At 63.4% G+C, this 22,900-nt stretch carries 22 protein-coding genes and 1 pseudogene; 6 read left to right on the top strand and 17 right to left on the bottom strand.

The window, feature by feature from the left end; translation table 11 throughout:
- Positions 1-32 precede the first annotated feature (32 nt).
- The 4 genes and pseudogenes from KW062_RS16695 to KW062_RS16680 all read left to right on the top strand — a co-directional run bounded on the left by KW062_RS16695 (position 33) and on the right by KW062_RS16680 (position 5,525).
- The gene (locus KW062_RS16695) at positions 33-1,433 is read left to right on the top strand and encodes an MFS transporter (RefSeq protein WP_105755490.1); all 1,401 of its coding nucleotides are present in this window, start codon (positions 33-35) and stop codon (positions 1,431-1,433) included.
- A gap of 512 nt (positions 1,434-1,945) precedes the next feature.
- Positions 1,946-3,493 (top strand): TerC family protein, encoded by a 1,548-nt coding sequence (locus KW062_RS16690; RefSeq protein WP_027618142.1) that lies wholly within the window; start codon positions 1,946-1,948, stop codon positions 3,491-3,493.
- Positions 3,494-3,594: 101 nt separating this feature from the next.
- Positions 3,595-4,425 (top strand): annotated as a pseudogene (locus KW062_RS16685) (aldo/keto reductase); the annotation flags it as partial.
- 92 nt (positions 4,426-4,517) lie between these two features.
- Complete coding sequence (locus KW062_RS16680) at positions 4,518-5,525, top strand: Ldh family oxidoreductase (protein ID WP_027618144.1); 1,008 nt, start codon at positions 4,518-4,520, stop codon at positions 5,523-5,525.
- Between the two features lie 135 nt (positions 5,526-5,660).
- Here the strand turns inward: KW062_RS16680 and KW062_RS16675 are convergent, their stop codons facing one another.
- The 15 genes from KW062_RS16675 to KW062_RS16605 form a co-directional block, all read right to left on the bottom strand.
- Entirely contained in the window at positions 5,661-7,247 is a 1,587-nt protein-coding gene (locus KW062_RS16675) for an aldehyde dehydrogenase (NADP(+)) (RefSeq protein ID WP_105755492.1), read from the bottom strand.
- A gap of 72 nt (positions 7,248-7,319) precedes the next feature.
- Complete coding sequence (gene abaF / locus KW062_RS16670; RefSeq protein WP_105755493.1) at positions 7,320-8,714, bottom strand: fosfomycin efflux MFS transporter AbaF; 1,395 nt, start codon at positions 8,712-8,714, stop codon at positions 7,320-7,322.
- A gap of 71 nt (positions 8,715-8,785) precedes the next feature.
- Entirely contained in the window at positions 8,786-9,703 is a 918-nt protein-coding gene (locus KW062_RS16665) for a dihydrodipicolinate synthase family protein (protein ID WP_027618147.1), read from the bottom strand.
- A gap of 116 nt (positions 9,704-9,819) precedes the next feature.
- The gene (locus tag KW062_RS16660) at positions 9,820-10,848 is read right to left on the bottom strand and encodes a trans-3-hydroxy-L-proline dehydratase (RefSeq protein ID WP_105755494.1); all 1,029 of its coding nucleotides are present in this window, start codon (positions 10,846-10,848) and stop codon (positions 9,820-9,822) included.
- Between the two features lie 52 nt (positions 10,849-10,900).
- Entirely contained in the window at positions 10,901-11,623 is a 723-nt protein-coding gene (locus tag KW062_RS16655) for an amino acid ABC transporter ATP-binding protein (RefSeq protein ID WP_027618149.1), read from the bottom strand.
- A complete protein-coding gene (locus KW062_RS16650) occupies positions 11,616-12,266 on the bottom strand; it encodes an amino acid ABC transporter permease (protein ID WP_027618150.1) in 651 nt (216 codons plus the stop codon). Before KW062_RS16650 ends, KW062_RS16655 begins: the two co-directional genes overlap by 8 nt.
- Before the next feature lie 10 nt (positions 12,267-12,276).
- On the bottom strand, positions 12,277-12,942 hold the full coding sequence (locus tag KW062_RS16645; RefSeq protein ID WP_105755495.1) for an amino acid ABC transporter permease: 666 nt from the start codon (positions 12,940-12,942) through the stop codon (positions 12,277-12,279).
- The gene (gene lhpI, locus KW062_RS16640; RefSeq protein ID WP_105755496.1) at positions 12,935-14,713 is read right to left on the bottom strand and encodes a cis-3-hydroxy-L-proline dehydratase; all 1,779 of its coding nucleotides are present in this window, start codon (positions 14,711-14,713) and stop codon (positions 12,935-12,937) included. Before lhpI ends, KW062_RS16645 begins: the two co-directional genes overlap by 8 nt.
- 10 nt (positions 14,714-14,723) lie before the next feature.
- Positions 14,724-15,542 (bottom strand): ABC transporter substrate-binding protein, encoded by an 819-nt coding sequence (locus KW062_RS16635; protein WP_027618153.1) that lies wholly within the window; start codon positions 15,540-15,542, stop codon positions 14,724-14,726.
- A 243-nt stretch (positions 15,543-15,785) separates the two neighbouring features.
- Positions 15,786-16,535 carry an AraC family transcriptional regulator gene (locus KW062_RS16630; protein ID WP_105755497.1) on the bottom strand — a complete coding sequence of 250 codons (750 nt, stop codon included), beginning with the start codon at positions 16,533-16,535 and terminating at the stop codon, positions 15,786-15,788.
- Positions 16,536-16,607: 72 nt separating this feature from the next.
- A complete protein-coding gene (locus tag KW062_RS16625) occupies positions 16,608-17,864 on the bottom strand; it encodes an NAD(P)/FAD-dependent oxidoreductase (RefSeq protein ID WP_105755498.1) in 1,257 nt (418 codons plus the stop codon).
- The gene (locus tag KW062_RS16620; protein WP_027618156.1) at positions 17,861-18,097 is read right to left on the bottom strand and encodes a (2Fe-2S)-binding protein; all 237 of its coding nucleotides are present in this window, start codon (positions 18,095-18,097) and stop codon (positions 17,861-17,863) included. The genes KW062_RS16625 and KW062_RS16620 overlap by 4 nt, the downstream gene beginning before the upstream one ends.
- A complete protein-coding gene (locus KW062_RS16615; RefSeq protein ID WP_105755499.1) occupies positions 18,090-19,205 on the bottom strand; it encodes an NAD(P)/FAD-dependent oxidoreductase in 1,116 nt (371 codons plus the stop codon). Before KW062_RS16615 ends, KW062_RS16620 begins: the two co-directional genes overlap by 8 nt.
- On the bottom strand, positions 19,202-20,134 hold the full coding sequence (locus tag KW062_RS16610) for a 4-hydroxyproline epimerase (protein WP_105755500.1): 933 nt from the start codon (positions 20,132-20,134) through the stop codon (positions 19,202-19,204). Before KW062_RS16610 ends, KW062_RS16615 begins: the two co-directional genes overlap by 4 nt.
- A gap of 102 nt (positions 20,135-20,236) precedes the next feature.
- Positions 20,237-20,908, bottom strand: coding sequence for a GntR family transcriptional regulator (locus tag KW062_RS16605; RefSeq protein WP_027618159.1), 672 nt, complete (start codon positions 20,906-20,908; stop codon positions 20,237-20,239).
- A 169-nt stretch (positions 20,909-21,077) separates the two neighbouring features.
- Here KW062_RS16605 and KW062_RS16600 point away from each other — a divergent pair, with 169 nt between their 5' ends.
- Positions 21,078-21,464 carry a c-type cytochrome gene (locus KW062_RS16600; protein ID WP_105755501.1) on the top strand — a complete coding sequence of 129 codons (387 nt, stop codon included), beginning with the start codon at positions 21,078-21,080 and terminating at the stop codon, positions 21,462-21,464.
- 3 nt (positions 21,465-21,467) lie between these two features.
- Here the strand turns inward: KW062_RS16600 and KW062_RS16595 are convergent, their stop codons facing one another.
- The gene (locus tag KW062_RS16595; protein WP_105755502.1) at positions 21,468-21,806 is read right to left on the bottom strand and encodes a winged helix-turn-helix transcriptional regulator; all 339 of its coding nucleotides are present in this window, start codon (positions 21,804-21,806) and stop codon (positions 21,468-21,470) included.
- A 115-nt stretch (positions 21,807-21,921) separates the two neighbouring features.
- Between KW062_RS16595 and gstA the strand changes: the two genes are divergently transcribed.
- Positions 21,922-22,551 carry a glutathione transferase GstA gene (gene gstA / locus KW062_RS16590; RefSeq protein ID WP_105755503.1) on the top strand — a complete coding sequence of 210 codons (630 nt, stop codon included), beginning with the start codon at positions 21,922-21,924 and terminating at the stop codon, positions 22,549-22,551.
- A 37-nt stretch (positions 22,552-22,588) separates the two neighbouring features.
- Here the strand turns inward: gstA and KW062_RS16585 are convergent, their stop codons facing one another.
- Positions 22,589-22,900: an addiction module antidote protein gene (locus KW062_RS16585; RefSeq protein WP_027618163.1), complete on the bottom strand. Its 312-nt coding sequence runs from the start codon at positions 22,898-22,900 to the stop codon at positions 22,589-22,591.

Here is a 22,900-nt window from a genome sequence, read left to right as displayed (position 1 = left end):
TGTGGTTGAACGTCTTTGTGGAGTCTTCTGGCATGAACAGCATCAATTCAGTGCATCCCGCTGAAGTCGCGCGACTGACACCCTCCAGCCGCTGGATCCTTGTGAGCCTCGGACTCTCGACGTTACTGCCGTCCCTCGACACCAGCATCGCCAACGCCGGATTGCCGGTGCTGGCCCGCGCATTCGACGCTTCCTTCACTCAGGTGCAATGGGTGGTCCTGACCTACCTGCTGAGCATCACCGCGCTGATCGTCGGCGTTGGTCGTCTGGGCGATCTCATGGGGCGGCGGCGCCTGCTGTTGATCGGCGTTGGTCTGTTCAGTGCCGCCTCGTTGCTCTGCGGCCTGGCGCCGAATCTTGGCTGGCTGCTGGCCGGGCGGGCGATCCAGGGGCTGGGCGCGGCGATCATGCTGGCGCTGGGCATGGCGCTGGTCGGCGATGCGGTGCCTGAGACGCGGCGCGGCCGTGCCATGGGCCTGCTGGGGTCGATGTCGGCGCTGGGGACAACGCTGGGGCCATCATTGGGCGGGGTGTTGATTGCCAGTGTAGGCTGGCAGGCGATATTCCTGATCAACCTGCCGCTGGGGTTGCTCAATGCCCTGCTGGTGTGGCGTTACTTGCCGGTCGATGGGCCGCGAACGTCGACGGGCTTCGACCTGCCCGGAACCCTGCTGTTGGCGCTGACACTGGGCTGTTTCGCGCTGGCCATAACCTGGGGGCAGGGCACTCTGTTGTTGCCAGCGGCAGTGGGGACTGCGCTGTTTATCTGGCGCCAGGCGCAGGCCAAGGCGCCGCTGATCCGCTTCCAACTGCTGCGCAGCGGCCCACTCAGTGCCGGTCTGGGCATGACGCTGTTGGTGTCGACCGTGATCATGTCAACGCTGGTGGTCGGCCCGTTCTACCTCAGCCAGGGCCTGGGCCTCGGTCCACTGGCGGTCGGCCTGGCGTTATCGGCAGGGCCGTGCGTCGCGGCGCTCTGCGGGGCGCCAGCGGGACGCCTGGTAGATCGCCGTGGCGCAGCAACCATGACTCGCGCCGGATTGCTCGGCATGGCCTGCGCTTCGAGCCTGCTGGCCTTGTTGCCGCTGCAGGCCGGGATCATCGGTTACCTCGCGCCGATCTTGCTGCTAACCGCCAGCTATGCACTGTTCCAGGCCGCGAATAACAGCCGAATCATGGGCGCGATTGATTCGCAGCAGCGCGGCGTGGTGGCCGGCTTGCTCAGCCTGTCGCGCAATCTGGGGTTGATCAGCGGGACGGCGGTGATGGGCAGCGTCTTTGCCCTGGGCGCCGGCACCCGCGAACTGATCACGGCCGCGCCGACCGCGCTAGCCACCGGGTTGCACTGGACGTTTGCGCTGGCGGCGGGGTTGATGGTGTTGGCGCTGGTGATCGGATTGCGGCCGTCAGACCTGCGCCCCGGCCGCATCTGATACGCTTTTTTCCAGCGCACCTGCCGCTGTTTTCAACACAGCCCAAGCCTCACACTGCACGGGCAACCTGCGATCAATTGTGTGGAGGCCACATGCTCAAGATGTCGATGTTCCTCGGTGGATTTCTGGTGTTGACCGTCCTGATCGGCGCGCTGGCCACCATCTCCCCGGTATAACCAGCGTCTGGCCGGCACCTTGCGCGAGGGGCCGGCTGTCAAATCTTGTAATAACTCTGCTGTCAGAAACGACTGATAGCACTGTAGGATCATGGGCCGAAATAAATCAAAGGTCCGTATGAACACCCTCCTGGAGCCTCCCAGTCCCGCGTTTCACCCGCTCAATCTGCCTTTCCCGGTCATAGCCCACAGGCCTGACCCGCTCACGTTGAATCTGTGCCGCTCGCACATACCCCCCTTTATCCAGACGAAGACCGTCCCTACGTTGCGTAGCAGGGCGTCGCATTGTCGTGCGCGTCAATCGTTCAACCTGATTCGAGAGAGCAAATAATCCCTATGGAATGGATTGCGGATCCCACGGCCTGGCTTGGCCTGTTGACCCTGATCGTGCTGGAGTTGGTGCTCGGTATCGACAACCTGGTGTTTATCGCCATTCTCGCCGACAAGTTGCCGCCCCATCAGCGTGACCGTGCCCGGGTGATCGGCCTGTCCCTGGCGTTGTTGATGCGTCTGGGCCTGCTGGCCAGTATCTCGTGGATGGTGACCCTCACCGAGCCGTTGATCGAAGTGTTCGACAAGGTGTTCTCCGGTCGCGACCTGATCATGCTGTTCGGTGGTGTGTTCCTGTTGTTCAAGGCCACCATGGAGTTGCACGAACGCCTCGAAGGCCATGTCGCCGTGCGTTCGGGCAATGCGGCCTACGCCATGTTCTGGCCGATCGTCGCGCAGATCGTCGTGCTTGATGCGGTGTTCTCGCTGGACGCGGTGATTACCGCGGTGGGCATGGTTGAGCACCTGTCGGTGATGATGATTGCGGTGGTGTTCTCCATCGGCCTGATGATCATCGCCAGCAAGCCGCTGACCCGTTTCGTCAACAGCCACCCGACCGTGATCATGCTGTGTCTGGGCTTCCTGATGATGATCGGTTTCAGCCTGACGGCCGAGGGCCTGGGTTTCCATATTCCCAAGGGCTACCTGTACGCCGCCATTGGCTTCTCGATCCTGATCGAGCTGTTCAACCAGTTGGCCCGTTCGCGTCGCAAGAAGAGCCTGCAGGGCCATCGACCGATGCGTGAGCGCACTGCACATGCGGTGTTGCGCCTGATGGGTGGGCGCAGCATCAGCGCCGATGAAGTGGGCGAGGAAATCGCCGACATGCTTGAAGGTGATGAGCCAGCGCAGGTGTTCGACCGTCGCGAACGGATCATGATCAGCGGCGTGCTGCAGTTGGCTGAACGGCCGATCCGCAGCGTCATGACCCCGCGTGCCGAGGTCGATCACATTGACCTGGGTGACAGCGCCGAGGACATCCGCACCACGCTGATGCACTCGTCGTACTCGCGCTTGCCGCTGATCCGCGAGGGGCGCGTCGACGAGCCGCTGGGCTTCGTGCACAAGAAGGAATTGTTGAAAGAGTTGCTGGCCGGTCACCAGCCGGACCTGGAGGCCATGGCCCGTAAGGCAATCAACCTGCTGGAAAGCTTCTCGATCCTCAACGCCCTGGAGCAGATGCGCAAGGAGTCGACGCACATCGCCTTTGTGGTCAACGAATTCGGTGACTTCATCGGCATCCTGACCATGACTGACATCCTCGAATCGATCGCCGGTGAGCTGCCCGATGCCAGCGAAATCGAGGGGCCGAACATCGTCACCCAGGACGACGGCTTCCTGGTCAGCGGTGCGCTGAACCTCAATCAGGTTCGCCAGCACACCGGTTTCCAGGCCAAGGCCACGGATGATTATCAGACCCTGGCCGGGCTGGTGATGAGCCTGCTGGATCGTCTGCCAATGATTGGCGACACCCTGACCTGGGCGGGCTGGACCCTCAAGGTGGTCGAGGTCGAAGAGCGGCGGGTAACCCGAGTCTTGCTCAGCAAGGCTTGAGTGCCAAGCCATTGCGGCCGCTGAAATTCGTCAGCGGCCGCAACATTCAACTACTTTAAGGAAGAGAAACAGCCCGCCACGTCACTCCAGCGACCGGACCAGGAGGCATGCCCATGCTGACCCGCGCCATTCCCAGCAGCGGCGAGCCGTTGCCTATCATCGGTCTGGGCACTTATCGCGGGTTTGATGTCGAGCGCGCCGACCCCGGCTATCGACCCTTGGCTGAGGTGCTCGAAGCGCTGTTCGCCAAGGGCGGCACCCTGATCGACAGCTCACCGATGTACGGTCACGCCGAACAGACCAGTGGTGAGCTGCTGTCGATTCATGAGCCACGTTCGCCGGCATTCCTGGCCACCAAGGTCTGGACCCGTGGCCGCGAGCAGGGCATCGCGCAAATGGAACAATCGTTCCAGCGCCTGCGAACCGAGCGCATCGACCTGATGCAAATCCATAACCTGCTGGACTGGCAAAGCCACCTGCCGACTTTGCGTGAGTGGCAGGCCGCCGGACGCATTCGCTACATCGGTGTTAGTCATTACAGCGCCTCGGCCTACGACGAGATCGAAGCGCTGCTCAAGACCGAGCGCCTGGACTTCCTGCAAATCAACTACACCCTCGATGATCGGACTGCAGAGAAACGCCTGTTGCCGCTGTGTCGCGAGCGCGGGGTGGCGGTGATCTGCAATCGGCCGTTTGGTGGTGGTGACCTGCTGGAGCGGCTAAACGGCAAGCCGCTGCCGGGCTGGGCCGGGCAGGTGCAGGTCAGCACATGGGCGCAACTGGCATTGAAATTCGTGCTGTCCCATTCGGCGGTGACCTGCGTGATTCCCGGTACCCATCGGCCGCGAGCCATGAGCGACAACGCAGGTGCCGGGTTCGGCCCGATGTTGACCGGGGCGCAGCGTGAGCAGTTGATCGACCTGATCCGTTGACTGTGCTGAATTCGTCATCGACTTGAGCTAAACCGATCAAGCCTTGCGGGTGGCAATGGGCGAGGCTGGACGGTCTGTTCAAGGAGCTGACTATGATCCGACTGTCCCTGGCTGAAGCTCGCGAGCTGGCCGAATCGATTCTGCTGCATAACGGTTTCAATCCTGCTCACGCTGCGGCGGTGACCGCCACGGTGATTGCTGGCGAGCGCGATGGCTGCGCGTCCCATGGACTGTACCGGATTCTTGGCTGCGTGAATTCACTGCGTGCCGGCAAAGTCTCGGCCGATGCCGAGCCGAAGGTGATCGACCAGGCGCCGTCGATTGTGCGGGTCGATGCCGGCGGTGGATTCTCGCAACTGGCGTTCCAGGCCGGCTTGCCGCTGCTGGAGGAAAAGACCCGGGCCAACGGCATTGCGGCGCTGGCGATCAATCGATGCGTGCATTTCTCCGCACTCTGGGTAGAGATCGAGCAACTGACGGCGGCGGGCCTGGTGGCCCTGGCCTGCAACCCCAGCCACGCCTGGGTAGCGCCTGCCGGCGGCAGCCAGCCGGTGTTCGGCACCAACCCGATTGCCTTCGGTTGGCCACGTGCCGGCAAAGACCCCTTTGTCTTCGACTTCGCCACCAGCGCCATTGCCCGTGGCGACATCGAACTGCATCGGCGCGCCGGCAAGGCGATCCCCGAAGGCTGGGGCGTGGACGCCGAGGGCCAGCCGAGCACCGACGCCAATGTGGTTCTCGATACTGGGGCGATGCTGACCTTCGGCGGGCACAAGGGCTCGGCATTGGCGGCCATGGTTGAACTGATCGCAGGACCCTTAATCGGCGACCTGACCAGCGCCGAGTCGCTGGCTTATGACGCCGGTAGCAAGTCATCGCCGTACCATGGCGAGTTGATTATTGCCCTGGATCCACGGCGCTTTCTCGGCGATGCCACGGAACAGCATTTGGCTCGGGCTGAGTTGCTGTTCGCGGGCATTGAAGGGCAGGGCGCGCGGCTGCCATCGCAACGGCGCTACCAGGCGCGAGTTCGCAGTTTGGAGGAGGGGGTGCAGATTCCAGAGGCGCTTTATAACGATTTGAGGGCGATGTTGGGGTGAAAAACCCTGTTTGAATCTCGGTTGCTCTTGTGGGAGCGAACCTGCTCGCGAAAGCGGTGCATCAGTCAACGGAAGGGTTGAATGTGCTGACGTTTTCGCGAGCAGGCTCGCTCCCACAGGTTTTGTGGAAAGCCGTTAGAGGTTGATAGCCACACGCTCTTTGCGCCCATCGACCAACCGCTCGATGCCCAACGGATTGGCATTCTGCAGTGCCTCGGGCAACAACTCATCCGCGCAGTTCTGGTAGCACACCGGGCGCAGGAATCGCTCGATCGCCAGGGTCCCGACCGAGGTGCCACGGGCGTCGGAGGTGGCCGGGTAGGGGCCGCCATGGACCATGGCGTCGCACACTTCGACGCCGGTGGGATAGCCGTTGAACAGGATCCGACCGACCTTCTGCTCCAGCAGCGGCAGCAGCATCGCGTAGGCGTTCAGGTCGCCAGGTTCAGCGATCAAGGTCGCGGTGAGCTGCCCGTGCAAACCTTGTAGCGCTTGCAGCAATTGAGCCTGATCGGCGACTTCCACCAGCACCGTGGTCGGGCCGAAGACTTCTTCCTGCAACAGCGGATCGCCTTTGAGCAACAAGCTCACATCGGCCTGGAACAGCTGGGGCTGTGCCTGATTGCCCTGTTGCTCGCGGCCGGCCAGGTGTTTGATCTGCGGATGAGCGTGCAACGCCTGGACGCCTTTGGCATAGCTGGCGAGGGTCCCGGCGTTGAGCATGGTCTGCGCCGGCTGCTCGGCCATCCGCGCGCTGAGCTGTTCGATGAACGCACTGAACTCGCTGCTGTGCAGGCCGATCACCAGGCCCGGATTGGTGCAGAACTGTCCGCAGCCTTGCACCACCGAAGCCGTCAGTTCACTGGCGATTTTCTCGCCGCGTACCTGCAGGGCTTCAGGCAACAGCAGCACAGGGTTGATGCTGCTCATCTCGGCAAATACCGGGATCGGCTGTGGTCGGGCCGCTGCCATGTCGCACAGGGCACGGCCACCCTTGAGCGACCCGGTGAAACCCACGGCCTGGATCGCCGGGTGCTTGACCAACTGCTCGCCGACGCCGGCGCCGTAGATCATGTTGAACACGCCCTTTGGCATGTCGGTTTGTTCCGCGGCGCGGATGATTGCATCGGCCACCTGTTCGGCAGTCCCCATGTGGCCGCTGTGGGCCTTGAACACCACCGGGCAGCCGGCGGCCAGCGCGGCGGCGGTGTCGCCACCGGCGGTAGAGAAGGCCAGGGGGAAGTTGCTCGCGCCAAACACCGCGACTGGGCCGACGCCAATCCGGTATTGGCGCAGGTCGACCCGTGGCAGCGGCTGTCGCTCGGGCAGGGCGCGGTCGATGCGCGCGCCGTAGAAATCGCCACGGCGCAGGACCTGGGCGAACAGGCGCATCTGGCCGCTGGTGCGCGCGCGCTCGCCCTGGATGCGGGCGTTGGGCAATGCGGTTTCCCGGGTGACCAGCGCGACGAAATCATCACCCAGGGCGTCGAGTTGGGTGGCGATGGCGTCGAGGAAATCGGCGCGGCGGCTGGCCGATAGATTACGAAAGGCCGGGTAGGCGGCTGCGGCGGCCTGGGCGGCGGCATCGACTTCAGCGGCGTTGGCCTGGATGAAAACGTACGGCAGCGCTTCACTGGTGTGGGCGTCGTGGCTGTGCAGGGCGAGGGTGCCAGCGGCACTGCGGGTGCCGCCGATGTAGTTGTGGCCGAGGATGTCGGGCATGGGGAAGCTCCGGTTGAATTTTGTGGTCCTGCATGGCAGCGCTCCCACAGGGGAACGGACATATCAAGAAAATCAAGCCAACGAATCAGCCCGACGCGGGTTGGTGCTTGCAGGCTCCAGTGCGGCCATCCGCGCCGCCGCCTCGGCATCCACCTGATGCAGCGACTTGCCGCGGGTTTCACGGGTCAGGCCGACGGCAACAATCGAGATCAGTGCGGCGCCCACCAGGTACCAGGCGATGGGTGTCGAGCTGTGGTACTTGTTCAGCAGGGTGATGGCGATCAGCGGTGCCAGCGAGCCGGCGAAGATCGGCGCGACTTGGTAGCACAGGGATAAGGCGGTGTAGCGCACGTGGGTCGGGAACATCTCGGCCATCAGTGCCGAGTAGGGCGCATAGGTCATCGACTCAATTGCCAGACCGAGGGTAATCGCGGCCATGATCAGCCAGTTGTTGCCGGTGTCCATCATCGGGAAGCCGACAAAACCCCAGAACGCGGTCAGCACGGCACCGACCAGGTACACCGGTTTGCGTCCCACCAGATCCGACAGATAACCCATCAGCGGAATCAGGAAGAAGTGCAGCAGGTGCGCACCGAACATCAGAAGCAGGATTTGCGAAGTGTCCTTGTGCACCACCAGCTTGAGGTAGGTGATGGAGAACGTGACCACGGTGTAGTAGAGAATGTTTTCCGCGAACCGCGCGCCGATCCCCACCAACACCGCGCGCCAGTGATGACGCAGCACTTCAACCACGCCCAACTGTTGTTGCTTGGTCTGCGCCTGACGCGCCTGGGCCTCCTTGAAGATGGGCGCATCGTCGACACTGGTGCGGATCCAGTAGCCGATCAGTACCACCACCGCCGAGAACCAGAACGCCACGCGCCAGCCCCAGGCGAGAAATTCCTCTTGCGACAGATTCGACGACAACAGCAGCAGCGCCACGGTCGCCACCAGGTTACCGGCCGGCACCCCGGCTTGTGGCCAACTGGCCCAGAAGCCGCGACGATTGTCCGGGCAGTGTTCCGACACCAGCAGAATCGCGCCGCCCCATTCGCCGCCAAAGGCGAAGCCCTGGATCAACCGCAGCAGCACTAGCAATATCGGCGCGGCATAGCCGATCTGGTCGAAGCCGGGCAAACAACCCATCAGGAAGGTGGTGATGCCGACCACCACCAGGCTCAGTTGCAGCAGGCGTTTGCGGCCGAATTTGTCGCCATAGTGACCGAACACCAGGCCACCCAGCGGCCGAGCGAGAAAGCCCACGGCATACAGGGCGAAGGCGGCGATGATGCCGTCGACGGGGTTGTCGGTCTGGCGGAAGAACAACTGTCCGAAGACCAGTGCCGAAGCGGTGCCATAGAGGAAGAATTCGTACCACTCGGCAACGGTGCCGGCCATGGCGGCGGCGACGACACGTTTGAGTCCCGAGGGGCTGGTTGCGCTTTTTGTGGGTTGAGCGTTGGGCATGCTGGCGTTTCCTGTAGGGGCGCAAAAACAGGCAGCCGGGCCGGACCTGCAAGGGTCCGCCCGGCACTCACTCAGAGACCGACGTCCGGCAACTGCGGACGATTGGCCAGGGCCTTGGCCATGATCTGCTCGACGAACACTCGGTCGGCTTCCGGCAGGGCCAGGCGCGGTGGACGGGTCAGTGCGCTACCGCGACCAGCAATGGCTTCGCAGAGCTTGATGCATTGCACCAGGTCGGCGCGGGCATCGAGGTGCAGGATCGGCATCAGCCATTCGTAGATCGGCATGGCTTCGGCGTAACGGCCGGCCTTGGCCAGGCGGAAGATGGTTTCGCCTTCTTTCGGGAACACGTTGGACATCCCCGAGACCCAGCCTTCGGCACCCACCGCGAGGCTTTCCAGCACGACGTCGTCGAGGCCGGCGAACAGCACGAAACGGTCGCCGACTTCATTGCGAATGTCGATGAAACGCCGGGTGTCGCCAGAAGAGTCCTTGAAGCACACCACGTTGTCGCAGTCGGCCAGGGCAATCAGGATGTCCGGGGTGACGTCGTTTTTGTAGATCGGCGGGTTGTTGTAGACCATCAGCGGCACGTCGGCATTCTTTGCCACGTAGCGGTAGTGCTCGGCGGTCTCGAACGGCTTGGAGCCGTAGACCAGCGCCGGCATCAGCATGACGCCGTCGACACCGACCTTGCGCACCGCGTTGGCGACTTTTGCCGCTTGCACGCTGGTGAATTCGGCGACGCCGCAGATCACCGGCACCCGACCGCGGGAGGCATCGACCGCGACTTCGGTCACGGCGATTTTTTCTTCAGCGGTCAGCGAGGTGTTTTCCCCCACCGAACCGCAGACCACCAGGCCCGAGACGCCGTCACGGATCACGTTGGAGATCACCTGGTGGGTTTTTTCCAGGTTGATCGAAAAGTCATCGTTGAATTGGGTGGTGACCGCAGGGAATACACCGCTCCAGTTAATGCGCTTGCTCATTGTTGCCTCCGTTGTGTGTTTTGTATTTCGTATACGATATTTGAAATGACAATGCTGTGATAGTGCTTTTTGCAAAATAAACAGGGGTTTCAGGTGCCGTTGGTCAGCGCTTGCGCTCAGGCGCCGGGCCAGGTGTCGGACAGGCGATAGCCCTGGGGCCAGGGATCGCTCGGATCGAGCAGCTGTTGATGGGTCCCGGTGATCCAGGCGCGGCCGCTGATGCACGGGTAGATCGCCGGGCGGCCGGCGACTTCAGTCAGCGAGTCGATGCGGCAGTGAAACTCGGAGCCGAGAATCGAGCGCCCGACAAAACGTTCGTCAACCCCCATCAGGCCCTTGGCGTGCATCACCGCCATGCGCGCCGAACAGCCGGTGCCGGTGGGCGAGCGGTCGATCTTGCCGGGCTGGATCACCACCGCATTGGCGCCTGTGGCCACGCCGTTTTCGCGAACGATGGGCGCGGCGATCTGGCAGAACGAAATATGCGACCAGCCGGGGTTCAGTGGATGCACGAAGCCCAGTTGCTCGTTGGCCGCGCGGGTGATTTTCAGCCCGGTCGCCACCAGATCCGCCGCTTCATCCGGACGAATCGCAAAGCCCAGGGTCTGCGCATCGGCGATCACGAAGCTGTCGCCGCCATAGGCAGTGTCGACCTGCAACGAGCCCAGTCCCTCGACTTCGATCCAGGCGTCGAGGCGGTCGGCGAAGGACGGCACGTTCTTGATCTCCACCCGTTCGACCTTGCCGTCGCGGCAGTCGGCAACCGCTTCGATCAAACCGCCGGGTGCCTCCAGCACCAGTCGGGTTTGTGGCTCGGTCATCGGCAGGATGCCGCTGTCGAGCAGCACGGTGGCCACGCACAGCGAGTTGGAGCCGGACATCGGCGGAGTGTCGGCCGGTTCCATGATGATCCAGCCCATCTGCGCCCGTGGGTCTTTGGCCGGGACCAGCAGGTTGACGTGGCGGAACACGCCGCCGCGTGGTTCGTTGAGGACGAAGTTGCGCAGGGTGTTGTCCTGTGCAATCCAGCGTGATTGTTCCCATAGGGTGGCGCCGGGCGGGGGCGCGACGCCGCCGACGATGACATCACCGACCTCGCCTTCGGCGTGGCAGCTGACGATGTGGATGATCTTGGATGAGCGCATGGTTTGCTCCTTGTTCGTGTTGTGTCTGTCAGGGTCTCTTCGCTGGCATCGGCTATTTCACCGACTTGAGAAACGCCGCCGTCTCCGGCTGCATCGGATTACCAATCACCTGATCCGGCGAGCCGATCTCATGCACCAGGCCGTTGCGAAAGAACGCCACGCGGTCGGAGACGTCCCGGGCAAAGCGGATTTCGTGGGTCACCAGGACCATGGTCATGCCGTCTTCGGCGAGCATGCGCATGGTGTCCAGCACCTCGCCCACCAGTTGCGGATCGAGGGCCGAGGTGGCTTCGTCGAACAGCATGTAATCCGGCGACATGGCCAGGGCGCGGGCGATGGCCATGCGTTGTTGCTGGCCGCCGGAAAGCTTGCCGGGGAAAGTCCTGAGCTTGTCGCCCAAGCCGACATGGGTCAGTTGCTGCACCGCCAGCGCCTCGGCTTCGGCCTTGCTTTTACCCAGCACCTTGCGCGGCGCAAGCATGACGTTTTCCAGCACGGTCAGGTGCGGGAAGGCGTTCCACTGCTGGAACACGATGCCGATCTTCTGCCGCAAACGGTTGAGGTCGGTGCCGTGGCCGTGGACCTCGACGCCGTCGACACGGATGCTGCCTTTCTGGATCGGTTCCAGGCCGTTGATGCACATCAGCAAGGTGGATTTGCCGGAGCCGGAGCCGCCGATGATCGACACCACCTCGCCCTTGTTCACCGTCAGGCTGACGCCCTTGACCACTTCCAGATCGCCGAAGGATTTGTGTACGTTGTCGATCTCAATCATTTTCTTGCCACCTTCTTTCCAGACGAGCGCCCAGGCGAGCGACCACCAGGCTCATGACGTAGTAGATAAGGCCCGCGATGCACAGAACCAGTAAGGGCTCCTGAATGCGGGTGACGATGGTTTGCGAGGCGCGCAGCAGTTCGACGATGCCGATCCACATCACCAGTGCGGTGTCTTTCATCACGCTGAGTACCAGATTGAGCCAGCCAGGGAAGGCCACGCGGGTGGCGATCGGCAGGACGATCCAGCGCAGGTCCTGCAGGTAGCTCAGGCCCAGCGAGCGACTGGCCCGGCGCAGGGTGAACGGCACCGAAAGCACGCCGCTGCGCACGATCTCGGTGAAGTACGCGGCGGTGTAGGCGCCGAGTACGATGCAGCCGACGCTGAAGGCGCTGATGTTGAGGCCGACGATGCTCTTGAACGAGTTGAACAGCACGAACTGGATCAGCAACGGCACGCTGCGGAACACGTCCAGCACCCAGGCCAGGGGCAGGCTGGCCCGTGGCAGCAGGGCGCGCAGCAGACCGAAGAGCAGACCGGCGACCGAGCCGAGGATGATCGACCAGAACGTCAGTTGCAGGGTGACCCAGGCACCGTCGAGCATGAACAGCAGATCATTCCAGGAAAAGCTGGTGGTAAACATGGGCACGTCCTCAGTAACGGAACAGCCGCCAGGCCATCAGCCGGGCTACTGCGACGATCGCCTTGGCAATCAGGTAATACAGCACGGCGGCAATCGCGAAGTACTCGAAGGTACGGAACGTCTTGACGTTGTAGTCCTGGGTCACGCCGGTGAGGTCATTGTTCAGACCGACGATCACCCCCAGTGAGGTCATCAGCACCGCCCAGACCATCTGGTTGGTCAGGGGGTAGAAGACGATCCGCAGCAGCTGCGGGACGATGATCAGGCGATAGGCCTGGAACGCGCTCATGCCCAGGGAGCGGGCAGCGCGCACCTGGGTGTCGGGTACCGCCTTGAGACCGCCGCGAAAGTTCTCCGCAAGGTAGCCGGCGTTGTTGAAGGTGATCCCCGCCAGCAACGCCAGCCAGGAGCTGACGTGCAGCCCCAGGGAACCCAGGCCGAAGTACAGGATGTAGATCTGGAACAGGGACGGCGTATTGCGCGCAATCGACACCCAGCCGTTGGCCACGCCCCGCAGGAACGGGTTGTGCGCTTCACGCATGACGGTCAGGGCGAGGGCGATCAGCACCCCGAAGATCATCGAAAGTGCGGCGGTCTCGAAGGTCACCAGGGCCCCGGCCAGCATATCGGGCAGGGCGCGCAGGGCTGCGCGCCATTGGAAGCTGTAGTCAAACATGCGCAGGGTTCTCAAGGAGGGTGGCGGGTTGCAGCCAGGCCGGCAGGCGCCCGCTGGCCGTGGCGCTGCAGGCGGCGTCGACGCATTCGGCAAGACTGGCGAAGTGCACCTTGCGTCCGACCAGGCCGGGTGCGTAATGGGCGTACTTGCCCGAGTTGGTCATCAGGGTTGTGGCGGCAGGAGGAATCACCGGCTCGCCGAGCATGCACCAGCAGGTGTCGGTGACCAGGGTCGCGCCGAAGGCTTCAATCGGCGCGATGTGCCCGGCCTGCCGCGCCTGTTCCAGCACCGCGCGACCACAGGTGATCGCCAGCACCACTCGCGGATGAATCCGCCGGCCGGTGCACAGGCGCGCCAACTGCGCGAACTCGGTGAGCGAGAAGTGCGGGTTGCCCAGCGACACCACGTCCACCTTCGGCTCGCGGGCGCTGTTGAGTTCGCGCCAACTGCCGAGCAAGTCCGGCAGGCTGATGGTTTGCACCTCGATCTCGACGCCGGACTGCAGCACTTGCGTCGGGTCGATGGCCTCCGGCGTGACCCCGGCGATATGAAACAGCGGCGCCGCCGAGGTGGTCGCGAAGGCCGCACCGAAAGCCTTGAGGTCATCCAGGCTTGGGGTGTGGCGTTGCAGGCCGAGCACCAGTGGAATGCGGCTGCCGGTGAGCGTGCCGATGTGGTAACCGAGCAGCGGATAAAAAGCGTCGTCGAGCTGCGCAAGGTCGGGCAATTCGATCTGCACCTGGGCCTTGCGTTGTGCGTCCAGGTGACAGCCAATCAGCGGGGCGCGACCGGTGAGGGCGATGCAGATGTCGAGGTAGTCAGGGTATTTCAGGGTGCGCGCGCCGAGCACGCTGTTGGCGTAGACCACCGCATTGGATTCGGCCCAGACGATTTGCTCGCCGGCCTTGGGTGCAGTGTCGAGCAAGTAGGGTGCGCAGGTGAAACTCAGCTGCGCACCCATCGCCATGTAGGCATCGCCCAGGGCACTGGCCGGTTCGCCGAGTGCCGGATCGATGCCCAGTTCACGCCAGCGACGTTGGTCGACGGAGATTGAATTGAGGGTGGTCGGCACCCGCACCCGGGCGCCCCATTGCACCAGTTGTTCGGCAAAGCGCAGGCTCGCGGGGCCGGTATAGATGCAGCCATCAATGTGCGCCTGGGTGATATCCACCAGGCTCGGTGCGCCTTGCAGTTGGGCCATGCGCAGGACGATCTGCATCGCCACTTGCGCGGCTTTGCCGTGTTGGCCGTCGAGCAGAGCCTGATCGACCTCATTGAGATTGATGGAACTGGCGTGGCCGGCATCGGGTAACGCCTCGGCGGAGGGGTGCCAGCCGTCGTCGGGACGTTGTTCGAACAGGCTCAGGGATGCGCCATCGACCCGCGCAAAGGCCTGACCGCGCAAAGCGGCGAAGGCCTCCCTGCCGATGCACAGCACCGGCAGGGAACGCTGGAAAATGGTCTGCGCGACCAGCACACCCAGGGTCAGGATTTCGTCCGGCTCGGCCAGCACCAGTGCCGCCGGAGCATGACCGTTACTGATCAGCTCCATCATCACGCTGCTGCCGGTGCAGGAGCCGCGGCCACTGGGAATGGCCAGCAACCGTCCGGCCAACTGATCGCCGCTCAAGGGGTGGTGACGGTCGATGACCTCACCGCTGTACGGGTCGACCCCGCCCCAGAAACTCAAGCCGACATCGGCGAACAGCAGGGCGCCTTGCGCGGCGCCCGCGACCAGGCTACGCCCGGTCATGGCAGTGTACCCAGGCATGCCAGGCACCTCAGTAGTAGACCTGTGGCACGGTCAGGTTGGTTGGCGGAATATCAGTGCCGACCCACTTCACGAAGAGTTCCTTGTAGCGCCCGGTGCGCACCTGCTGGTTGACGAACAGGTTGAGGTAGTTGAGCAGGCCGTACTCGTTACGCTTGGCCCCCAGCGATACGTAGTCGATGACGTACGGCGCATTGCCGGCGATTTTCAGGTTCTTGTATTTGCCCGACTTAATGGTGGCGGCGGCCACGGTATTGGTCACCACGGTGGCGTCGATGTGGCCTTGGGCGACGGCCAGCAGGGTGTCGTTCTGCGACTGGTAGGCGCGGAAACTGCCGCTGCCCCAGTTCTTAACGTCTTTCTCCAGGGCAATCGCTTCATAGGTGCCGCTGGTGTTGCCGACCGGCTTGCCCTTGATGTCGTCGAAGCTGTTGATGCCGGTGTTGTCGCGGGTCAGCACGACCATCTGGAAGGCGAAGTAGGGCACGGTCAGGCCGACGGTCTTGGCCCGTTCCAGGGTGTCGGAGGTGGAGGCGACGATCACGTCGGCACGCCCCGAGACCAGCGCCGGGATGCGGTCAGGGAAAGGGGTTTCCACCACTTCGGCCTCGACCCCGAGGATTTTTGCCAGATCGCGGCAGTAGTCCACATCGAAGCCCGCCGGGTTATTCCCTTCATCACGGAAGCCCATGGGCGGGAAGTCCAGGGTCACGGCGCAACGCAGCTTGCCGGAACCGATAATGTCGTCGAGCTTGTCGGCCTGGGCGGTGGCGACAAAGGTGGAAGCGAGAACAGCGCTGAGGGCTACGGCAAATGCTGGGTTTTTCATAGAGGCCTCGTGGTGGTGAAGATGCTGTTGGATATCGTATTGAGGATTTCGTATACGATATTAACAATAGCAAGCAGCGTGCCCGTTTCCAGTCGATAGTTGGATTTTTCTTTCAGGCCTTGCCGTAGACGTCCTACGTCGATGCTGTTTGCGACTGAGGTGCCTGGAGGCGCTGGGAGGGGTGTTACATATGGGAGCAGTGGGGGCGCGGGTGCCCCTTAAAGGAACACCCGGCTGGGCGGATCAGCGCGGGTTATCGCGATAGTGGCTCGGCGACAGGCTGGTGAGGGCGCGGAACTGCCGGCTGAAGGCGCTGTGATCGGTGTAGCCGCAGCGCAGGGCGATCTCCGTGATCGGCAGGTCGCTGTCGAGCAGCAGGCGCGAGGCTTCTTCCAGCCGGGCCTTGTGAATCATCTGCCTTGGGGTGAGCTGGAACACCCGTTTACAGTGGCGCTCCAGTTGCGCCACGGAAAAGCCAGCAATCGCGGTCAGTTCGGCGAGGCTGATGGGCTGGGCAAAATGGCTGCGGATATGCGCATCGACCGCTGCCAGTTTTTGATAGGCCGGGTGGCTGGACTGCGGCGTTTGCAAGTCGCGGGAGATGCCGGCGAGGCCGACGATTTGTCCCTGCTGATCGCGCAGGGCGAGCTTGTGGGTCAGGCACCAGATCGGCTGATTGCCGTAGTACAGGTGCAACTCAAGTTGATCGGCCAGTTCGCGACCGCTGTCGAGGACCCGCCGATCCTGCGCGGTGTACAACGGGCCGAAACGCTCCGGGAACACCTGTTCGGCAGTCAGTCCGAGCAGTTGGCTGCGCTGCTTGAAACCGCAGCGGCGGGCCAGGGTCTGGTTGACGAAGGCGTAGCGTGCCTCGCAGTCCTTGATGAAGAACACCACGTCCGCCAGGGTGTCGAGCAGCGGCGCGATGGCTTGCAGGCTGCCGAGCAGGGTCGGCAGGTCACAGGGCTGGAAGCTGTTGAGTGAGGGGTACATGGCGCTCAGGGTCCGTTGGCGACCTCGGGATCATAGTGACTCACCGCGATCGCCGAAAGTCCCGGGGCGGAATCAGGCGGGTGGGGTCTCGTCCAGGCTCATCAATGTTTCGATCCGTGCCGGACTGAACGGCGGGCGCGGCGCCGCCGGTTGCCAGCCGAACAAATGGTGCAACGCTGCGCCACAGACCCGGCCCTGACAGGCACCCATGCCGCAGCGGCTGGTCAGCTTGGCGGCGCGCCAGCCCTGCTGGTCGGCGAGGGCGGCATAGGGTACGTCTTCGCAGCGACAGATCAGGGTGTCGGCTGCGGGCAGCGCCTTGAGTTGGGGATTCAGGCGGAACGCCTGGTTCAGGGTGTCGGCGAATCCTTGCCAGCGCGCCCGTCGTGACCATAACTGGCGCGCGGCCTGCTGATCGCCGACAGCGGCGTGTCCGGCAATCGCGCCTTCCACCAGCGCCAGTTCACTGCCACCGAAACCGGTGCATTCACCGGCGGCAAAGTGATCGGCAAGGCTGCTGGCCTGCCAGGCATCGACGGCCAGGGCCTGACCATTGAGCGCGTAGCCCAGGGCCTGGCCCAGCTGAATATTGGGGATCAAGCCAAAGCCGCAGGCCAGGCGCTGGCATTCCAGTTCGACGATCTTGCCTTGCTGCAGCAGGCGCACACCTTCGAGGCGATCGCTGCCCAGCGCCGCCAGCACGTGGCTGCCAGTGCGGTAGTGAGGGTCGAACAGGCGCAGCGACTGCAGGCACTTGCCCGGCCAGCGCGGCAGTTGCGCGGCGAAGCCGGCCACCGCGCCACGGGAGGCTTGCTCGGCGATGCGCAGGACCTGAGCGCCGTGTTTTTTTGCGGTGGCGGCACTGGCCAACAACAGGGGGCCGCTGCCGGCGATCACCAGGCGTTCGCCCTGTACCGGCAAGCCACCTTTGATCAAGGCCTGCAAACCACCGGCGCCGGTGACCCCAGGCAAGGTCCAGCCGGGGAAGGGCAGCAGCAGCTCGCGGGCGCCGGTACACAGGATCAGTTTGTCGTAGCGGATCTGCCAGCCTTGTTCGGGGCTTTCCACCAGCAGCTGTTTCGGCGCGACACAGGCGATGACTCGGGTCTGCGCGTGATGGCGAATATTGCTGCACGCCGCCATGCGTTGGCGCAGGCGACGGGCCTGAGCGGGCAGGCTGGCCTGGGGACCGTCGCGCCAGATCTGGCCGCCAGCCAGCGGATTGTCGTCGAGCAGCACAATGCGCGCGTCGCTGGGGGCGGCGGCGAGGGCAGCGGCAAGGCCTGCGGGACCGGCACCGATGATCAGCAGGTCGGCGTACTCGATCATGGGCGGGTCTCCACGTGCATGCCGTCCTGGCACAGGGTCTGGCAGGCCAGGCGTCGACGGCCGTCGATGGTCACCCGACATTCCTGGCAGATGCCCATGCCGCACAGCGGTGCGCGGCGCTGTCCACTGACCGAGGTGCGGCTGCAGCCATCGCCGCCGAGGGCCAGGGCGGCGGCGACGCTGGTGCCGGCGTTGACGCGCAGGACGCGGCCATCAAGGGTCAATTCAGGCATACAGCGGCTCCCCAAGAAAACGTTGCGGTAAATAGGCCTCGGTGGGCAGCGGCGCAGCTTCGTTAAGCAGTTGCGCGAGCAGCAGGTCGGCAGTGCCGGGGGCGGTGGTCACGCCCAGTCCTTCGTGCCCGACCGCCAGCCACAGGCCCTTGCGCTGCGGGTGTTGACCCACCAGCGGCAGGCCGTCGGGGCTGGCGGCGCGGAAGCCGGTCCAGGCCCGAATGCCGTTGAGCTGGGCCAGGCCGGGCATGTACTCGGCGGCGCGCTTGAGCATTTTCGCGAGCATCCAGCCTTCGACCTCCGGATCGGTGGTACCAAACTGGCGTGACGCGCCGATGAACAGTTGCCCGGTCGGTCGCGGCTGGATGTTGCACGCGGTCGAGGGGCCGCTGGCATTGTGGGCGCTGGTGACGTACCCCAGCTCCACCAGGGTGTGCTTGACCAATCCGGGATAGCGGTCGGTGATCATCAGGTGGCCTTTTTTCGGCTCGATCGGCAGCTCCGGGCACAGGTCGGTGGCCTGGATGCCATTGGCCAGTACCACGGCTTCGGCGCGCAGCCATTCGCCGTCTTCGAGGCGCACGCGGTTGCCATCGACTTCGCTGACCCTTGCTCGGCGCTGCTCTATGTTCGGTGTGGCGAGCATCCACTGGGCGGTGGCCGGCGCATACAGAATGCCGTCGCCGTTGATCAGCAAACCGCCCTCCAGACCTTCCCGCAATTGCGGCTCGCGCTGACGAAGGGCGTTAGCGCAGACCAGTTCACAGGCCACACCCTGGGCCTGCAGGTTGAGGAACTTGCTGTGGGCCACTGCCATTTCCTCGGCATTGGCCGCCAGCCACAGCGTGCCGTTGCTGCGGTAGGCACAGGCGTCGGGCAATTTCGGCGCCATCTCGCGCCAGCGCTGCAGGGAGTATTGACTGAGGGACAGTTCGGCCGGGTTGTCGTCGAGTACCAGCAAATGCCCCATGCCGGCCGCCGTCGCCCCGTGCAGCCCGGCGTCCAGCACCAGCACCCGCAGGCCACGCCGGGCGATGGCCTGGGCGCAGGTGGCGCCGATGATGCCGGCACCGATGACGATCACATCGGCCACCAGGCCCTCGGTCATGGGCGTATACCCCAGGCGAACGGATCATCCTGTTCGATGATCAGGCTGGCTTCGGCACTGATGAACGCGCGGCCGCGAATGGTCGGGATGATCCGTTCGCCTTGCCATTCATAGGAGCCTTCAAACTCGCTGCCGATCACGCTGGCCTGGCGCCACAGCTGTCCGGGTTGCAGCTTGTCATCGGCAGCCAGGCACGCCAGCTTGGCACTGGTGCCGGTGCCGCACGGGGAGCGGTCGTAAGCCTTGCCCGGGCACAGGACGAAGTTGCGGCTGTCGGCCTGCAGGTCATCGGCGAACAGTTCGATATGGTCGATCAAGCCGCCGTCTTCGCCGCGCAGGCCCTGTACCTCCAGCGCCTGTTGCACGGCATAGGTGTAGGCGGTGAGAGCGTCGAGGTTGTCGCCGGCGACCCGCAGGCCGTGATCGGCGATCAGAAAAAACCAGTTACCGCCCCAGGCAATATCGCCAACCACCTGGCCGACGCCCGGGACCTGCACTTCGACGGCCTTGCGGTAACGATAGGCCGGGACATTACGCACGCTCACCGAATGGTCCTCGTGCAGGGTCGCCTGGACCGTGCCCACCGGGGTTTCGATGCTGTGCACGCCGGGACCAATCTTGCCCAAGTGCGCCAGCGACGCCACCAGACCGATGGTGCCGTGGCCGCACATGCCCAGGTAACCGGTGTTGTTGAAGAAAATCACCCCGGCACAGGCGCTCGGGTCCACCGGTTCGCAGAGCAGGGCACCGACCAGCACATCGCTGCCGCGAGGTTCGAGTACGCAGGCGGCGCGCCATTGATCGTGTTGCTCGGCCAACTGTTGGCGACGCTCGGCCATGCTGCCGGTGCCCAGGTCAGGAAAACCAGCGGTCACCAGGCGGGTAGGTTCGCCGCCGGTGTGGGAGTCGATCACGGTGATGCGTTTCATGGGAGGGCCACGTCCGTTCAGATAAGTGAACGAAAGAGTGGCCCGGGGAGGGGGGTGGCGGCTTGATGGATTTATCTGACGTCGATGACGAAATCAGCACAGTCAGTGGGCGTGGGGCAGGTGCTCGAAAAGTGTCTGGCAGACGCCGGCGATGTGTTCGTCGAGCAGTTTTACCGCCAGGTCGACATCGCCGGCGCGGCAGGCCGCAAGGATTTCCCGGTGTTCATGATCGGCGCGATCCTTGCCGGCGGACAAGCTCATCTGCATGCGCAGGTAGCGCTCCAGCTTGTCGTTGACCGAGCGAATCAGGCTGACCAGGAACGGCCGTTGCGCCGGCTCATAGAGACAGGCGTGCAGCTCCCAGTTGAGTTCGGCCCAGCGTCCGACGTCGTCTTCGCCGATGAATTCCTGGCAGATCGCTTCGGCACGGGCGAAGGTGGCCTCGGTCATGTTGGGAATGGCCAGGCGCAGCACTTTGTCTTCGAGGAGCATGCGCACCTCGAACATCTGCGCCAGTTCGGCGTCGGATATACGCGTAACCATCGCCCCGCGGTTGCGCTGGAACATTACCAGCCCCTCGGCTTCGAGACGCTTGAGGGCCTCGCGCACGGGGATCTTGCTGACGTTGAATTGGCGGGCGATGTCATCCTGACGAATCGGCTCATCTTCGGCGAAATGCCCGGCGACGATAGCGTCGCGCAGATGGCGGGTGATGATCTCCGAAGTCGACGGCGTGTTGCCGAGGTCGGGGGCGTTAAGTCTGGATTGGGTCACGGCGGCAAATCTTCAGAATGAGGTGCTTATAGGGTATACGAAATTCGATTGTTCTTCCTTGAGCAGCAGGACGGCCGGCTGTTGCCCAGGAAATCTCAGCCGAGGCTGGGCGGATCACCGACTGCATGTTCCAATGGCGCCCGCGCCCGACTCGATCTGGAAACTGCCGATGAAATACACCGTTCCCCTCACTTTGGCCTGGATGCTCAGCCTGGCCGTTTTCAGCCTGCCCGCCGCGGCGGGTGATGTCGAGGCCGGGGCAAAGGTGTTCAAGCGCATGTGCAGCGGTTGTCATCAGATCGGCGAAGCGGCCCGTGCCTCGTTTGGCCCGCAGCTCAACGGAGTGATTGGCCGCCACTCCGCGAGCACCGTTGACTACCAGTATTCGGACGCGATGAAGGCAGCCAACCTGGTCTGGGACCGACCAACCCTGGTGGCCTACCTTGAAGCGCCAAAGACTGTGGTGCCCGGGACCCGGATGATTTTCTGGGGTTTGAGCGACGAGGAAAAAATCGACAACCTGCTGGCCTATCTGCAGACCTTTCAGGGTCAATAGGCGTCACGCCTCTGGCATTCGCGCCCGCCCGCTTTGCTTGAGCCAGACACCAAACTCCTGCATCACGTCGACCACCGGGCGCATGCGATTGCCGTCTTCGGTCAACTCGTACTCGACCTTGACCGGCACTGTCGGGTAGACCGTGCGCTTGATCAGCCCGACTTCCTCCAGGGCACGCAGGTCGAGGGTCAGCATTCGCTGGGAAATGCCTGGCACATCCCGACGCAGTTCATTGAAGCGCTTGGGCCCCTCCAGCAGGTACGACACCAGCAGCAGGCGCCAACGACCACCCAGCAAGCGCATGGCTTCTTCAACCGAGCAACCGGTCACGTTATGTTTCATGGCGTCGCCTCTTGGTTTAGGTATATTTTATGTACCTAGATGATAAAAAAGTGCCTTCTTCCGTTTATATACCTGATCCACAAGAATAGCGCTTCAGACATTTCAGGAGAGGGTCATGAAGCTCTATTACATCCCCGGCAGTTGCTCGCTATCGCCCCACATCGTTATCCATGAGCTGGGACTGGACGTCAGTTTGCTCAAGGTCGATCACCGCCAGCACCGCGTGGAAGGCGGGGGCGACTACTACGATGTCAATCCGCTGGGTTATGTGCCGATCCTCGAACTGGATGACGGCACACGCTTTCGCGAAGGCCCGGTGATCGTGCAGTACCTGGCGGATTTGCAGCCGGACGCCGGATTGGCCCCGGTCCAGGGCACACTCGAGCGTTATCGCCTGCAGGAATGGTTGAGCTTTCTGACGTCGGAGATTCACAAGGGCTTTATTCCACTGCTTTACGCCGGTCTGGCGGGCAAGTATGTGGACACCGTCAAGCCCAAACTGGCCCAGCGTTTTGCCTGGATTGACCAACAACTAGCGGAGCGTCCGTACCTGCTGGGTGAGCAGTTCAGCGTGGCCGACGCCTACCTGTTCGCGCTGATTGGCTGGGGGCAGGCGCAGTGGCTGCGCTCCTGGTACAAGGCCGACATTCACTTTGACGGCTTGCGTCATCTGGAGGCCTGGTATGCACGGGTTTATCAGCGGCCGGCAGTGAGAAGGGCGCTGCTGGAGGAAGGGTTGGAGTGATCGAGTACCCGCTTGCTGTGTTGGCAAGCAGGCACCGTTACACCAGAACCGGAGTGTCGGACGGATGCCCGGGTTGGGCGCACAGATCGATACCCAGCGCGTGAATCACCCTGAGTACGGTATGGAAGCGTGGCTTGGCCCCAGGTGCAAACGCTTTGTACAAGCTTTCACGGCCCATGCCCGAGGCCTTGGCGACGTGGGTCATGCCACGGGCCTTGGCGACGTAACCGACCGCGCGGAGGAATTCTTCATGGTCGCCGTCGGCGAGTACCTGGGTCAGGTATTCGCTGATGGCTTCGTCGCTGTCGAGTAATGCAGCCATATCAAAGGGCGTCAGCAGTTGGCTCAT

It is taken from the genome of Pseudomonas fluorescens, assembly GCF_019212185.1.
Taxonomy (GTDB): domain Bacteria; phylum Pseudomonadota; class Gammaproteobacteria; order Pseudomonadales; family Pseudomonadaceae; genus Aquipseudomonas.
The sequence above is the reverse complement of the archived record's forward strand: the minus strand, read 5'-3'. Positions and strand labels throughout refer to the sequence as shown.